The organism is Ruminococcus sp. YRD2003 (assembly GCA_900109435.1).
Taxonomy (GTDB): Bacteria; Bacillota; Clostridia; order Oscillospirales; family Ruminococcaceae; genus Ruminococcus; species Ruminococcus flavefaciens_G.
The window spans coordinates 153,490-167,748 of the sequence record FNZT01000011.1 but is presented as its reverse complement, the minus strand read 5'-3'; the positions used below and the strand labels follow the sequence as shown (position 1 = coordinate 167,748).

At 54.1% G+C, this 14,259-nt stretch carries 14 protein-coding genes; 10 read left to right on the top strand and 4 right to left on the bottom strand.

Translation table 11 applies throughout. The annotated features are described in order from the left end of the window. Positions 1-22: 22 nt before the first annotated feature. From BMX22_RS10820 to BMX22_RS10810, 3 genes are read right to left on the bottom strand one after another with little or no spacing between them, the layout of a single operon-like run. Positions 23-1,696, bottom strand: a complete 1,674-nt coding sequence (locus tag BMX22_RS10820) for an ATP-binding protein (protein ID WP_074742464.1) — start codon at positions 1,694-1,696, stop codon at positions 23-25. After that, positions 1,689-2,366: a response regulator transcription factor gene (locus tag BMX22_RS10815; protein WP_074742463.1), complete on the bottom strand. Its 678-nt coding sequence runs from the start codon at positions 2,364-2,366 to the stop codon at positions 1,689-1,691. The genes BMX22_RS10820 and BMX22_RS10815 overlap by 8 nt, the downstream gene beginning before the upstream one ends. 20 nt (positions 2,367-2,386) lie before the next feature. Beyond that, a complete protein-coding gene (locus BMX22_RS10810; protein WP_074742462.1) occupies positions 2,387-2,821 on the bottom strand; it encodes a GNAT family N-acetyltransferase in 435 nt (144 codons plus the stop codon). A 565-nt stretch (positions 2,822-3,386) separates the two neighbouring features. Between BMX22_RS10810 and BMX22_RS10805 the strand changes: the two genes are divergently transcribed. From BMX22_RS10805 to BMX22_RS10775, 7 genes are all read left to right on the top strand, one after another. Beyond that, a complete protein-coding gene (locus BMX22_RS10805) occupies positions 3,387-4,313 on the top strand; it encodes a magnesium transporter CorA family protein (RefSeq protein WP_074742461.1) in 927 nt (308 codons plus the stop codon). A gap of 98 nt (positions 4,314-4,411) precedes the next feature. After that, positions 4,412-5,869 carry a spore germination protein gene (locus BMX22_RS10800; RefSeq protein WP_074742460.1) on the top strand — a complete coding sequence of 486 codons (1,458 nt, stop codon included), beginning with the start codon at positions 4,412-4,414 and terminating at the stop codon, positions 5,867-5,869. Then, positions 5,862-6,872 carry a hypothetical protein gene (locus BMX22_RS10795; protein ID WP_074742459.1) on the top strand — a complete coding sequence of 337 codons (1,011 nt, stop codon included), beginning with the start codon at positions 5,862-5,864 and terminating at the stop codon, positions 6,870-6,872. The genes BMX22_RS10800 and BMX22_RS10795 overlap by 8 nt, the downstream gene beginning before the upstream one ends. Continuing rightward, the gene (locus BMX22_RS10790; RefSeq protein WP_074742458.1) at positions 6,859-7,389 is read left to right on the top strand and encodes a hypothetical protein; all 531 of its coding nucleotides are present in this window, start codon (positions 6,859-6,861) and stop codon (positions 7,387-7,389) included. The genes BMX22_RS10795 and BMX22_RS10790 overlap by 14 nt, the downstream gene beginning before the upstream one ends. 37 nt (positions 7,390-7,426) lie before the next feature. After that, positions 7,427-7,609 (top strand): DUF6472 family protein, encoded by a 183-nt coding sequence (locus tag BMX22_RS10785; protein WP_074742457.1) that lies wholly within the window; start codon positions 7,427-7,429, stop codon positions 7,607-7,609. Between the two features lie 73 nt (positions 7,610-7,682). Next, positions 7,683-7,952 carry a sporulation transcriptional regulator SpoIIID gene (locus tag BMX22_RS10780; RefSeq protein ID WP_318259730.1) on the top strand — a complete coding sequence of 90 codons (270 nt, stop codon included), beginning with the start codon at positions 7,683-7,685 and terminating at the stop codon, positions 7,950-7,952. Positions 7,953-8,286: 334 nt separating this feature from the next. Further along, the gene (locus BMX22_RS10775) at positions 8,287-9,852 is read left to right on the top strand and encodes a sodium/proline symporter (RefSeq protein ID WP_074742455.1); all 1,566 of its coding nucleotides are present in this window, start codon (positions 8,287-8,289) and stop codon (positions 9,850-9,852) included. A gap of 486 nt (positions 9,853-10,338) precedes the next feature. Here BMX22_RS10775 and BMX22_RS16505 read toward each other — a convergent pair whose 3' ends face one another. Continuing rightward, positions 10,339-10,482 (bottom strand): hypothetical protein, encoded by a 144-nt coding sequence (locus BMX22_RS16505; RefSeq protein WP_177173016.1) that lies wholly within the window; start codon positions 10,480-10,482, stop codon positions 10,339-10,341. Between the two features lie 583 nt (positions 10,483-11,065). Here BMX22_RS16505 and BMX22_RS10770 point away from each other — a divergent pair. The 3 genes from BMX22_RS10770 to BMX22_RS10760 all read left to right on the top strand — a co-directional run bounded on the left by BMX22_RS10770 (position 11,066) and on the right by BMX22_RS10760 (position 14,069). Next, positions 11,066-11,581 carry a GtrA family protein gene (locus BMX22_RS10770; protein ID WP_074742454.1) on the top strand — a complete coding sequence of 172 codons (516 nt, stop codon included), beginning with the start codon at positions 11,066-11,068 and terminating at the stop codon, positions 11,579-11,581. Next, positions 11,574-12,590, top strand: coding sequence for a tRNA dihydrouridine synthase DusB (gene dusB / locus BMX22_RS10765; RefSeq protein ID WP_074742453.1), 1,017 nt, complete (start codon positions 11,574-11,576; stop codon positions 12,588-12,590). Before BMX22_RS10770 ends, dusB begins: the two co-directional genes overlap by 8 nt. Before the next feature lie 207 nt (positions 12,591-12,797). Then, a complete protein-coding gene (locus BMX22_RS10760) occupies positions 12,798-14,069 on the top strand; it encodes a CapA family protein (RefSeq protein WP_074742452.1) in 1,272 nt (423 codons plus the stop codon). Positions 14,070-14,259: the final 190 nt, after the last annotated feature.

Genomic DNA, 14,259 nt, shown 5'->3' with positions numbered 1-14,259 from the left:
TCAGCTTTTGACGCGGCACACCTCATGTCCGTCTTTTTTCTATTGGTATCTCCACAGTGAAAGCCGTGCCTTTGCCGACGGTGCTGTCCACGCGGACCGTGCCTCCGTGGTAGCTGACGCCGTGCTTGACTATCGAAAGTCCGAGACCCGTCCCCTTTATCTTGCGGGAGCGGCTCTTGTCCACGCGGTAGAAGCGCTCGAATATACGCCCGAGGTGAGCCTCGGGGATACCCGTGCCCGTATCGCTGACAGTGACTATCGCCTTCATCGGGATATGCGACACTTTCACGGAGAAGCTGCCGCCCTCGTTGTTGTATTTGATAGCATTGTCGCAGAGGTTATAGATGACCTCGTCGAGAATGGTGCGGCTGCCGGATACGGTAACGTGGTCGCCTGTGAGCTCTGCCGTTACGTGCTTCTCGTCCGCGCTCATTCTCAGGCGGGAGATAACGTCTGCGGCGAGGTCGTAGAGGTCGACTTCCTCGTCCTGTCTCGGAGCGCACTCCTCCTCGTCGAGTTTGGAGAGCGACACGATGTCGTTTATGAGTGTGATAAGGCGGTCAGCCTCGTGGCGGATATCGCTGCTCAGCGCGGTCACATCCTCGGACTTGACCATGCCGTTTGCGAGCATATCCGATATGCCGTAAATAGTGGTGAGCGGAGTCTTCAGCTCATGTGACACGTTCGAGGTAAACTCGCGGCGCATGGTTTCAAGCTGCTGCTGCTCGGTTACGTCGAGGATGAACACGACTATACCGTTGACGGTGTCGGGGCTGTTCGCGGGGGAGGCGATGACCCTGCGCTCTCCGCCGTCGGTGCTGATGAGGCATTCCGCACGTCTGCCGCCCATTGCGTTCTGTATGCAGTGTCGGAACTGCTCCGTTCGGCAGAGCGAGAATATGGTGTGGTCGCTTTCATTCTTTTCTGTCCCGAGGAGAGCGTACGCGCTGGAGTTGCTTGTGAGGATATTCGCCTTCTGATCGGCTACGACGAGTCCCTCGCTCATGCTCTCGGTGATGAGGCTGAACTGCTCACGGCTCTGTCGGAGCTCTACCATCTGACGGTTGATCCTGCCGTTCTGCTTGCGGAGCTTTTTCAGCAGCGGAGCGAGCTCCTTGTAGCTTTTTTCGGTCATGGGACGGTCGAGGTCGATATTGTTTATCGGGCGGACGATATGACGCGAGATAAGTATCGCCGCCGCCAGAGAGCACGCCCACAGCGCAGTCAGCATCACCGCGAGGGGCTGAAGATTTTTCAGCAGCAGTGCCGTGAACGACCGCTGAACGCCTGATACGCGAATGACGGAGCCGTCAGAGAGACGCCGTGCTCGGTTGACGGTCTTGGTCATAAGGGTGTCCGAATAGCGTTCCGACTCGCCGTTCCCCGAGCGCATAGCCTCCTCGACCTCCTGTCTGTCGGAGTGGTCGTCGAGCTTTAGCGGGTCGTGCTGGGAGTCGAAAATGACGCGTCCGCTGTCGGATATCCACGTAACGCGGAGGTCGCCGAAGTCGGTCTCATCGAGGTATTTCCTGCCGCTGTGCTCGACCGCTGAGGTTATCATCGTGCAGCTCTGCCGCAGGTGCTCGGAGGATGTCTCTTCGCTGTACTTGTAGGAAACACCCGTAAGCAGGAATATTGCCGCCGCAGCTGCCAGAAACGAGACGAGCATAATGCTCAGGAATATTTTTTTAGTCATTTGCGTCACCTATCCTGTAGCCCACTCCGCGGACGGTTTCTATAATATTACCGCTCTCGCCGAGCTTTGCGCGGAGGGTGCGTATATGCACGTCGAGGGTTCGGCTCTCGCCCGTGAAATCGAATCCCCACACGCTTCTGAGGAGCTCATCGCGGGGTATGACCCTGCCACTGCTCTTCATCAGCGCAGCGAGCAGCTCATACTCCTTGAGCGTCAGGGATATGCGCTCCTCACCGCGCAGCACCTCTCTCCGCGAGGGTATCAGTGTGATATCGCCCGCAGTTAGCGAGCTTCCGCTGTCAGAACTGCCGACACGTCGGAGCAGGGCGTTTATGCGGGATATTAGCTCGATAGCACCGAAAGGCTTGGTGATGTAGTCGTCAGCGCCGCTGTCGAGCCCGTTTGCCATATCGAATTCGGTCGACTTGGCGGTTAGCATGATTATCGGCAGCCTGTGCGTTTCATTCGAGGCGCGGAGCTTTTTCAGTATGGATATGCCGTCCTCCTCGGGCAGCATGATGTCGAGCAGGAGCAGGTCGGGCAGCCGCTCGCTCATCGCCCTGCGGAATGCGGACGGGGTCTCGAAGCCCTCCGCCTCAAAGCCCGAGCTGCGCAGTGCATACAGCACGAAATTCTGAATGCCGCTGTCGTCCTCAAGCAGGTATATCATGGTATGTCACCTCCGTGGATTTACAGCCACTGTATGAATGCGGTCTTGTCGTTTCTGTTGTAGCCGGCACGCTCATAGAAGCGGAGAGTGCTCTCCTCCTTCGAGCCTGTGAGCAGCATCATCTTGTAGCAGTTCTCACGGCGGGCAATATCGCGCGCGAAGCCGAGGCAGGCAGTCGCGAGCCCTCTGCCGCGGTATGCGCTGTCGGTGACGACGTTCTCGATGAAGGCGTAGGGACGCTGCTCGTGAGTGAGGTTTGGGATAATGACGCACACGCAGGTCGAGACTATCTTCCCGTCCTCTTCCGCGACGATGATGTGGTGGTTCGGGTCGGCGAGAATACTGTTCCAGACGCCCATAACACGTTCGTCCTTTTCGGGGAAGGGGTTGCCGTGGAGCTGGTCGTACAGAGTCATCAGCCCGTCGAAGTCTGCTGCTGTTATCTCGCGTATCATATTGGAGCCTCCTATTGATTTTATCATATATAGTATAAGCGATTCGGACAAAAAATGCAAGCACCCCGCAATCGGCTGCGGATACGTTTGTAGGGGCTGCCTTTGGCAGTCCGTGTTATTATGCACGGGTATTATTTTGCGCGGACGCCCAAAGGGCGCCCCTACACAGCAAAATGTGACCGAAACATATCGTAGGGGACGGCGTCTTCGACGTCCCGCGAATTTGTTGGTAATTATTGGGCGCACGGATAAGCAGCACACCAAATCTTCGATTTGGATTGTGATGCTATATGCAGCTTTGCTGTAATGCGCCCCTACATTTGATGTTGAAAAAAATATCGTCCGCCTGTTGCATTCTTTAGGTAAGTGTGGTATAATAAATATACTTTGATTTTGGAGGTGCATTTATGAGTTCAGACCCTTATGGGAATTGTATGGATCATCCCATGCTGCGAAGAGCTGTATGCGTGCCTCCGTTTTTGTGCCCTGACGCCTGATCTCCCGCGCAGGACAGCACGGCGGTGAAGCTTCTTCGCAGTAAATACTGCGAAAGGAGATATATCCGATGATAAACTACTACACCTCCGATAACGGCAGGCTCGACCCTTTAGATTCCATTGAGAGCGGCTGCTGGGTATCGGTGATAGACCCGTCTCCGCAGGAGATAAAGATGCTTATCGACGACTTCGGGCTCGACAGCGGCTTCGTCAAGTCGTCACTCGATGAGGAGGAGTCTTCGCGTATCGAGCGCGAGGACGACCAGACCCTCATCATCGTAGACACGCCCGTAGCCTCGACCGAGGAGGACGAGACGAAGGTGTTCTACACCATGCCTATCGGCATAATAATCACAGATGAAAACGTGTTTACGATATCGCTGCACGCTACGCAGATAATCGACGAGGCGGTGCGAGGTACGATACGCAACCTACGCCCGACGTTCAAGACGCGTTTTGTATTGCAGCTCCTGCTGAGGATAGCAGCGCTGTTCCTGTACTACCTGAAGCAGATAGATAAGCTGTCATCCGCAGCCGAGCAGCAGCTTCACGACGCGATGAAGAACGAGCTTCTCATGCAGCTTCTGGCGCTTGAGAAATCCCTCGTATATTTTTCGACTTCATTGAAGGCGAACGAGGCAACGATAGAGAAGATATTCCGCGGGCGCGTCATCAAGCTCTACGACGAGGATCAGGATCTTCTTGAGGACGTACTCATCGAGATGAAGCAGGCGATAGAGATGTCGAGCATATATTCGGGCATTTTGTCGAGTATGATGGACGGCTTCTCGTCTGTAATATCGAACAATCTGAACATCGTGATGTGGCGCCTGACTATCGTCACCATTTTAATGGAGATACCGAACATCATCTTTGCGCTGTACGGTATCAACACAGTGGACCTGCCGCTGCCATTCACATGGTTCCCGATATCGCTGGCAGTGTTCCTGACGGCGGTCGCAGCTGTGATACTGATAAAGTGGAAGAAGAAATAGCTGTTAGGGCGGATATTATCCGCCCTTTTTACTTGTCGCAAGGCATACTTTACGGATAATATCCTCATCTCGTAGCATACTACTCTCGAGGTGAGAAAATGATACGGAATGAATGCGAAAATCAGCCGATAGAGTCGGTGCTTCGCGAAAATATCGCAAGGATAAAGCAGCTTTCGGGCGGCTCGTCGGATGTGCTCGTCAACGAGTTCACGACGGGCGGGATAGCCTGCGCACTGATATGCTGCGAGGGCATGATGTCGTCGCAGACAGCCGCTGAGCTGGTACTTGGTCCGATAACGGGCATAGCTCCGCAGGGCAGCGCAGCCGCCTTGTTTCACTATATACAGACCGAGCTCCTGCTCTCGACCGACCGTCCCGAGGCACATGATTACGACACTCTCTTCCGCCTGCTGAATTCGGGCTTTGCGGTGCTCATTGCCGAGGGAGCCGACCGAGCGCTTGCTTTCGGAGTGCAGGGATATGCCTCCCGCGGGATTCAGGAGCCCTCGGGTGAGGGCAACATCATGGGCAGTCACGAAGGCTTCACGGAGACAGTGCGGACGAATATGTCGCTGATACGGCGGCGGCTGAAGTCCCCCGAACTCGTAATGGAGCTGTCGGTCAAGGGCGAGCGCTCACGCACGGACATCTGCCTTTGCTATATGCGCGACCGCGTGCCGAAGCGTCTGCTCGACCGCATACGCCGCTCTCTCGCAGATATCAGGCTGGAATCGGTGCTCTCGACGGGCTATATCCGCCCGTTTTTAGAAAAGCGCAGCTTTGAGCTGTTCAGCTCGTCGGGCATAACCGAGCGTCCCGATGTTCTCTGCTCGAAGCTGATAGAGGGCAGGGCAGCCGTCCTGATAGACGGCGTACCCTACGCGATAACGGTGCCGCGGCTGCTGTGCGAGAGCTTTCACACGCTCGACGACTACGCCTACAAGCCGTACTACGCGGTCTTCGGACGCTGGCTGAGGTACGGAGCTTTCATCATCGCGGTGCTGCTGCCCGCGGTCTACACCGCGATAGTCATGCACCACCCCGAGCTTCTCAACAGCACGCTGCTGATGCTTCTTGCGGACGCGGAAAAGAGTGCTCCGCTGCCTATAATGGCGGAGGCGCTCATCGTGCTGATGATGTATGAGATGATACGCGAGGCGGGAATACGACTGCCGAAGCCTGTCGGCGGAGCTGTCAGTATAATCAGCGGACTTATCGTCGGCGACGCTGCCGTAAAATCTGGGCTGGTGAGCACTCCGCTGCTGACGATGACGGCACTTGCCGTACTTGGCGGACTTGTCGTCCCCGACCTTGCACCGCAGGTTACGGTGCTGAGGCTCGCCTTCCTTGTATCGGGCGGTATCATGGGTGTTTTCGGTATAAGTCTGCTGGCGTGCGCCGTGCTGACCAACATCTGTGCGACCGAGGACTACGGCTTCCCGTTTACAGCTCCGCTTTCGCCGTTTACGGCGGCTGGGACGGGCGACACGGCAGTACGGCTCGGTATGCGAAGGATGCTGCGCCGCGGATTTACGGTGGAGGCTTACCATGAATAGGATAAGTAAGCTCCAGCTCGCGGCTCTGCTGCTCATCGGGGACGCATTTGCGCTATTCTGCCTGCACGGCAGGATATGTGTGATGACGGCTGTCGGTTTCTCGGCGGGCAGCCTTATGCAGCTGTTTCTCGCGCTCCCGCTCGCGAGAGCATACGACCGCGGACGCACACTTGCGGACTGCGGCACGATTGTCCGCCTTGTACTGCTCGCCTGCGTGCTCATGTGGGGCGGAGCACTGTTCGCCATGCTGCGCGAGGCGAGCGAGGTCATCTATATTCCCTATGAGCGCACAGGCATATTCGGGCGGCTCGCGGTCGCGGGACTGGTCGCGTCGGTGTGCGTGTATGTCTCGTCCTCGGGGATAAAGGCACTCGCGAGGTCCGCCGTCATCGCGGCTGGGCTCGGAGCGGTATGCGTGGTGATAGTGACCGTCAGCGCGGCGTTACAGTCGGACATGGGAAACGTCATCCGTCCCGCGGGGAGCAGTCTTTGGCGCGAGCTGATACGCGGCTTCGGAGCAAGCGGCGGTCTTGGCAGTTTTGCCGTGCTGCTCGGCTTCACAGCCGACGACAGGACTGACACCGCCGTCCTCTATTTTACGTGCAAAGCGGTGCTCTCGGGGGTGGTGCTGTTCACGGCAGTGCTCGTGACGGGCGGTATCATGGAAGTGCTCGGCTTCCCCGTGATATCGGCGGCTCAGCTCTCGCAGCCCTTCCCCGTACAGCGCACAGATTCGCTGTTTCTTGTTGTGTTCTCGGTGTTCGCTGTCTACACTGCGGCGGTGCAGGCATCGGCTGCGGAGTACCTTGCCGCGCGGACTTTCCCGAAACTGAAGCGCTTCCGCTGTACGCTCGCACTTGTGATAATGGCGGCAGCGGGAGCAGTAATGAGCGCTCCCTCGCGGAATACGGAGCTGTACGCAGCGGCGTCACTCACAGCGCTGCTCATCGTGCCCGCAGAGGGATTGCTGAAGGGAGGTGTCCGCAAGCGTGAAAGGGCTTAAAATAGGGCTCGCGCTCATGGCAGCGGGTCTGCTTGCGAGCTGTGCGTCCGACGGAAATGTCAGCGACAAGAGTTACCTGCGCGTGGCAGTTATCGGAGCTGATTCCGTGACGATGTCCTTCTTCTCGGAGGAGGACGAGGTCGTGACCGTCAGCGCAGATTCGCCCGAAGAGGCACTTTCCGCAGCTGAACTTCGCGGCGGGAAAAAGATATTCACGGGCTATACCGAGCTTGTACTGCTCGACGGCTGCGACTGCACCGACACACTTGAGCGAATGCTCCGCGAGTGGAAGGTGTCGCCGTCGTGTATCGTGGCTTGTCCGCGTGGGAGCGGTGCGGGATTCCTCGCTGCGAGGACAGCGGAAGAGCTTGAAGGAGCGGTCAGAGTCGCGCAGGAGCAGGAGCTTATCGGCAGGTGCGACATCGTGACCGTCCTCGGCGAGCTGCTCGGAAGCGGTAGCGCCGAGGTTCCCGAGCTGTCGCGTGACGGCTTCATCGGAACGGTATATATCGGATAAACGGGACGGTATGTCCCGATACATAAGGAGGATACATATGAAAACTGCAACAAACTGCGAGACCTGCACCAATTACGTCTACGACGACGACTGCGACTGCTATGTATGCATGGTCGACCTCGACGAGGACGAGATGGCGCGCTTTATACAGGGCACAAACTATGCCTGCCCGTACTATCGCCTCGACGATGAGTACGGAGTAGTACGTCACCAGAACTGACAAGATACGTTATTTTCTTCGCCTATCCTGCATATATATTATTGTCCGCAGAATAGACGAAGGAGTGATGCGTTTGAAAATACCACCCGCTCAGCGGGCTGTGACACTCGGACGGTACATACTCGAGAAAAAGGCGACCGTCCGCGCCGCTGCAAGGCAGTTCGGCATATCCAAAAGCACGGTACACAAGGACGTCAGCGAGCGGCTGAAACGGGAAGATCCCGAGCTGTACTCGCAGGTCAAGGACGTACTCGAGATAAACAAGCAGGAGCGGCATATCCGCGGCGGGCTCGCTACCCGCGAGAAATACAGGGAAATCGCAAAACACAAGCGGGGATACTGAGGGGAGCCCCTCGGGCAGTTTCGTGGGTCACTGAGTTCAGAACGCAAGTTTGAGGCTCGGTGACCCGCTTTTTCGGTCAAGGAAAGCGTACAGAGGGGAGCCCCCTCGGGCAGTTTCGTGGGTCACTGAGTTCAGAACGCAAGTTTGGGGCTCGGTGACCCGCTTTTTTCGGTTAAGGAAAGCGTACAGTGGGGAGGCTCTTCCTCGATTAATACTCCGTATTGCTTCTGTATCGCAAGTTTTTCGCCGCGTCCCCTTGCTATTTATATAAATATATGCTATAATCAAAGAAGCTTTTTGCCGAAAAATAACAGAAAAGGAGTAAAAATCTGGCATGACAAACATCATCATTATCGGAACGATAATCGCCTATCTTGTTGTTATGGTCGCAGTAGGCTTTATCTTTTCCAGGAAAAACGACAACGTCGGTGACTTTTATCTCGGCGGACGTAAGCTCGGACCGCTCGTAACAGCTATGAGTGCAGAGGCTTCCGATATGAGCAGCTGGCTCCTGATGGGACTCCCGGGTGTTGCCTATCTTACCGGCGGTGCGGAGGCTGGCTGGACCGCTATCGGACTCGCTGTCGGAACATATCTCAACTGGCTCTTCGTTGCAAAGCGCCTGAGGGTATACAGTCAGCGCTGCGGTGCTATCACTATCCCGGATTTCTTCTCGGTGCGCTACAAGGACAAGAGCAGGATACTTATGGGCGTTTCGGCTCTGATAATCCTCATCTTCTTCGTACCTTACACAGCCTCGGGATTCTCGGCGTGCGGCAAGCTTTTCAGCTCGCTCTTCGGCTGGGATTATCATTTTGCAATGATAATCAGTGCCGTCATCATCATCTCCTACACCTGTACAGGAGGTTTCCTTGCAGCAAGTACGACTGACCTCATTCAGAGCATCATTATGACTATCGCTCTTGTCAGTATCGTTATCTTCGGCATCAGTGCTGCCGGCGGACTCGGAAACGTTATCGACAATGCTCAGTCGCTCGAAGGCTACTTCTCGCTCAGCAATATCCATAATACCGAAACAGGCGGCGCAGACAAGTACAGTCTGCTGACTATCGCTTCTCTCCTTGCATGGGGACTTGGCTATTTCGGTATGCCTCATATCCTCCTCCGCTTTATGGCTATCGAGGACAAGAACAAGATAAAGACCTCAAGAAGGATAGCTTCCGTATGGGTAGTTATCTCAATGGCTGTCGCAATCTTCATCGGCTTCATCGGCAACGCACTCACAAAGAGCGGAAAGCTCGAGGTCCTCACGAGCAGTGATTCCGAAAAGGTTGTTATCAAGATAGCTCAGTATATGAGCGAGCACCATTTCGGTCTTGCGGTTATCGCAGGTCTCGTTTTCGCAGGTATCCTTGCCTGCACGATGTCAACATCGGATTCACAGCTCCTTGCGGCTTCTTCCTCAATGTCCGAGAATATCCTCAAGAGCGTGTTCAATATCAAAATGACCGACAAGTCATCTATGATAGCGGCGAGAGTCGTTCTCCTCATCATCGCTGCACTCGGTGTTGTACTTGCATGGGATCAGAACAGCTCGGTATTCAGAGTCGTTTCATTTGCGTGGGCAGGCTTCGGCGCGACCTTTGGTCCGGTAATGCTCGCGGCACTCTTCTGGAAGCGCTCGAACAGGTGGGGCGCTATCGCAGGTCTTGTAGTCGGTGCTGTGATGGTATTCCTCTGGAAGTACGCAACAGAGCTTGCAGACTTTGCCGGCATCGAGCTCTCACAGAGCATCAGGGACCTCTTCTCGATATATGAGCTTCTTCCCGCCTTCCTGTGCGCATTTGCGGCTATCATTATCGTTTCGCTCGCAACAGGTGCTCCCGAAAAGGAGATAACCGATGAGTTTGACAGAGTAAAGGTCGAGCTCGGAGAATAACAAAAAGAAAAAAGGCTGTACCGCTTAAGGACTGTACCTATACGGAAGCATTACGGGACATATATCGGGGGAAACCTTTCTGAAGAAAGGTTCTCCCCCGAGCCCCTTTCCAAAGACTTTTAGTCCAAATTTTGCCCCTATGGGGTGCTCTCCTTGTATGGAAAGAGTTAGTCTTTTTTTTTCATGAGAGTACCCCATAGGGGCAAAATTTAAATTGAAAGTTTTAGGAAGGGAGTTTGAGGGTGACTCCCCGCAGTGCGGGGAGATGTCGCGAAGCGACAGAGGGGACCGCCGCTGTTAGCGGAACCCTTTTTCAAAAGGGTTTCCCTCAATAAATACTCCGTATTACTTCCGTATAAGTACAGCCCTTTTCCGTACTTCTGAAAGTCCCTCCTTGAAGAAGCCGTTCGGAGTTCCGTCAAGGAGGGCACACGAGGATAGCTCCCCTCGGACAGTTTCGTGGGCTGCCGAATACGCAACGCAGTGTCACGGCTCGGCAGCCCACTTTTCGTTAAGGGGAGCGCACAGATGCATCCCCTCAATATTATATCTCAAAACGGCAGTCTGACAGCACTCCGCCTCTGCGCAGCTATCCGCGGGCAGCACCGATGCATCATTGACGTCAGCCACTCCGCAGCGACCGCTGCCGCACTGTCGTTTACTTCTATTTTATGCAGAAATCCTCAAAAGGCAACAAAGAAAATTTAGGCAGCGGGAAATTTAATTGATTTAGCTATTTGTAGGGGCGAGTTCCGCTCGCCCGTGTATACCGCACGTTATTCTGCGGGCGCACGGATAAGCAGCACACCAAATCTTCGATTTGGATTGTGATGCTATATGCAGCTTTGCTGTAATGCGCCCCTACAAGGCGATATTTCCCCGTCTGTCACCGTTGTAGCTGTTTTGTAACTGCCGTATACCGAACTGTATTCAAACTTTGACCCGCCTGTTATTGCATTTGTACGCCGTATAGGATATAATGAGATCACAGAACAGAGAGATTTACATATAGCTAACAACCGATTCAGCGCTCATATACCTCCGAGCGTTTTATAAACACACCTTTTCAGATAAGAGCGGCTGCCGTGGGAATACCTGCGGCAGCTGCTCTTTTTTTGCCATTTATTGTGAACTTTTTTAAAATCACTTGAAAAATGCGGCAAATGCTGTTATTATTATAGAGTATCGCATTTGAAAGGACAAGATAATCAGAATGAAAAATCTTATCAGAAAAATCGTATCGGTCTTCCCGAAGCCGATACGCGACCTGTACTTCAAGTATGAGGACAAGTGGCTCTACATCTTCTTTGGCGGCCTGACTACCGTCGTCAGCTTCGTTTCGGCAGGTTTCGCGAAGTGGGTGCTCGAGAAGTGGGGCGGTTTCGGTACAGATGCAATAAGCGACATCAGCACGGTGTTCTCATGGGTGTGCGCGGTGACATTCGCCTACCTCACCAACAGAGTATGGGTGTTTGATTCGACCACCAAGGGCGCAAAGAACCTCGTTGTGGAGGGTGCTAAGTTCTACGGCGGACGCGTATTCACTCTCGGAGTGGAATGGGTAGTAATGCGCGTCGGATTTGCGTGGCTCGGCATCAACTACTGGGTAGTAAAGGTACTGGCGAACGTCATTGTGCTGATACTCAATTACGTCATCAGCAAGGTGTTCGTCTTCAAGAAAAAGGACGAGCCTGCGGCTGCGGCAGAAACAGAGGGCTCGGATGAGTGAGAACGTTAAAATTGGCGGAGTCGGGATAAAGCGCACAGCCGCGCTCGCACCCATGGCAGGAGTCGCGGACAGGGCTTACCGTCTCATGTGCAAGCGATTCGGAGCTGCTTATACGGTAAGCGAAATGGTCTCCGCGAAGGGGATATGCTACAGCGACCGCAAGACCGCGGAGCTGTGTACGGTAACGGACGGCGAGCGCCCCATGGCAGTGCAGCTCTTCGGCAGCGAGCCCGACTTCATGGCGGAGGCTGTGAAGATAGTGCTCGAATACAAGCCCGACATCATCGACATAAACATGGGCTGTCCCGTACCGAAGGTAGTTGGTACGGGCGCGGGCTCGGCGCTGATGAGGGACGTGAAGCTTGCGGCGGACATCACCGAGGCAGCCGTCAGGGCAGCAGGAGACGTTCCTGTGACGGCTAAGATACGCAGCGGCTGGACGGCGGAAACGGTCAACGCAGCAGAGATGGCAAAGGCTCTCGAAGCAGCGGGAGCGGCGGCGATAGCCGTCCACGGACGCACCCGCGACCAGTTCTACAGCGGAAGTGCCGATTACGGAGTGATACGCGACGTCAAGCAGGCAGTGAGCATACCTGTCATCGGCAACGGCGACGTCACGGATGCAAATTCGTGTATAAGGATGTACCGAGAGACCGATTGTGACTTGGTCATGGTCGGACGCGGCAGCTACGGCAAACCGTTCATCTTCGAGGAGATAGAGGCTGCACTCGAGGGCAGGGACTACACCCCGCCGACAGTCGAGGAGCGTATGCGCGTGATGCTGGAGCATATACGTCTTATGCTGGAGCTGAGTCCAAAGAGCGAGGAAATGGCTATGCATGAGGCTCGCAAGCACGCGGCGTGGTACATGAACGGCTTCTACGGCTCGGCAAAATTCCGCGGAAGGTGCTATCAGCTGAGTTCATACAGTGAGGCTGAAAGTCTGGCAAACGAGTTCATCGAGCTCCAATACAGCAGAATAAACAAAAATATTGAAGAAAATTCGTGAAAACTAACAAAGAGCACTTACAGCGTGATATATCAGTAGCTCAAATGGCTATAAATAGGCGAAAAGTCGCCTTAATCCAATTAATTAGCAAATAAAACTGCCTGTAATTATGCAGTCTAATCATACAATTAGTAATTGCATTTGGAAAAACAATGTGATATAATATAGTCGCGGAGGTATCCCTTCGCGCTGAAAGGGACGATTAAGATGAAGCTTAGAAAAGGTCGTGCCGCAGCTGCACTCGCAGTGCTGGCGGTCATTCTTGTATCGGGCGTGAGCTGTGCAACAAGAGTAGTCGGCGGAGGAAGCTCGGAGGAGAGCAGCTCTGAAAAGAGCACTGTCCCGCAGACCACTGAAGCTCCGACTGAGGAACCCACTACAGAGCCTGTCCCCGAGGACAAGCGCGTCCACGTGATAGCGGCGGGCGATAACCTCATACACTACTCTGTATACAAGAATGCAGAAAAACTTGCAGGTCCGGGCGAAAACTTTGATTTCAAGCCCCTCTACAAGAACGTGAAATACCTTATTGAGGACGCTGACGTTGCTATCCTCAATCAGGAGACGATAATCAGTCAGAGCAACGAGATACGCGGCGCAAACGGCGGCGCACTCCTGTTCAATTCGCCTCCCGAGGTCGCAGATGCGGTCATAGACCTTGGTTTCGACGTTTTCACAATGGCTAACAACCACCTGCTCGATTTTGGTTCGGATGCCCTTGAGGAGTCCATAAGGTTCTGGAATCAGAAGGCGGAGGAAAACGACCTCACGGTGCTCGGCGCCTACCTCAACGAGGAGGACGCCAACAACATACGTGTGCGTGAGGTCAACGGCGTGAAGATAGCCTTCCTTGCGTATGCAGAGCATATCAACGGCTTCGAGTTCCCCGCGGGCTGCCCCCTCAGAGTTGTTATGAACTATGAGGAGGATGTTATCGAGAGGCAGATAAAGGAAGCCAAGGAAAAGGCTGACGTAGTCATCGTATCGGCTCACTGGGGAGTTGAGGATACACACCTCGTCTCCGAGGACAGGATAGAGCTCGCGAACAAGATGGTAAACTGGGGCGCAGACGTTATACTCGGCTGCCATACACATACTGCGGAGACAATGGAGTGGATAACCCGCGACGACGGTACAAAGGGATTTGTGTTCTACTCCATGGGCAACTTCATCTGCTGTCAGACTGACAACTTCAACCTCGTCGGTGAGATGCCTGATTTCGACATCGTAATGGACAGCGAGACAGGCGAGATAACCCTTGAAAATGTGGGGGCGATCCCGAACATCATCCACTACGAATCCCCTGATTTTGCTAATCTCGGGGTCTATCCGTACAGCAAGTACACCCCCGAACTTGCAGCGGTACACGGAGTTCCGTATGCGATACCTCAGGGCAGTTCCACAAGCTTCAGCTGGGATATACTCAATGATATAATTAACGAGAGTATGCCGGCTGAATTTCAGAAGCTGGACAAATAATAAATTTGTTCACATTTTGTTCATAAAGACAATTTCTCGCGGGATTTCAGACAAATTCCCGATTGTGCAAACCGCGCAAAAATCAGGTTGAATGTTTAGATAAAATACCAAAAACGGAATAAACCTATTTACATTTGCTTTGACCTGATATATAATGAAATCATGAATAAATATGGATTTTGGGATTAAC

Bases quoted from the DNA above. Each gene is read 5' to 3' on its own strand.
- BMX22_RS10775 (WP_074742455.1), top strand. From the start codon at position 8,287: ATGACAAACATCATCATTATCGGAACGATAATCGCCTATCTTGTTGTT.
- BMX22_RS10800 (WP_074742460.1), top strand. From the start codon at position 4,412: ATGATACGGAATGAATGCGAAAATCAGCCGATAGAGTCGGTGCTTCGC.
- BMX22_RS10805 (WP_074742461.1), top strand. From the start codon at position 3,387: ATGATAAACTACTACACCTCCGATAACGGCAGGCTCGACCCTTTAGAT.
- BMX22_RS10815 (WP_074742463.1), bottom strand. From the start codon at position 2,366: ATGATATACCTGCTTGAGGACGACAGCGGCATTCAGAATTTCGTGCTG.
- BMX22_RS10820 (WP_074742464.1), bottom strand. From the start codon at position 1,696: ATGACTAAAAAAATATTCCTGAGCATTATGCTCGTCTCGTTTCTGGCA.
- BMX22_RS10785 (WP_074742457.1), top strand. From the start codon at position 7,427: ATGAAAACTGCAACAAACTGCGAGACCTGCACCAATTACGTCTACGAC.
- BMX22_RS10810 (WP_074742462.1), bottom strand. From the start codon at position 2,821: ATGATACGCGAGATAACAGCAGCAGACTTCGACGGGCTGATGACTCTG.
- BMX22_RS10760 (WP_074742452.1), top strand. From the start codon at position 12,798: ATGAAGCTTAGAAAAGGTCGTGCCGCAGCTGCACTCGCAGTGCTGGCG.
- BMX22_RS10770 (WP_074742454.1), top strand. From the start codon at position 11,066: ATGAAAAATCTTATCAGAAAAATCGTATCGGTCTTCCCGAAGCCGATA.
- BMX22_RS10795 (WP_074742459.1), top strand. From the start codon at position 5,862: ATGAATAGGATAAGTAAGCTCCAGCTCGCGGCTCTGCTGCTCATCGGG.
- dusB (WP_074742453.1), top strand. From the start codon at position 11,574: ATGAGTGAGAACGTTAAAATTGGCGGAGTCGGGATAAAGCGCACAGCC.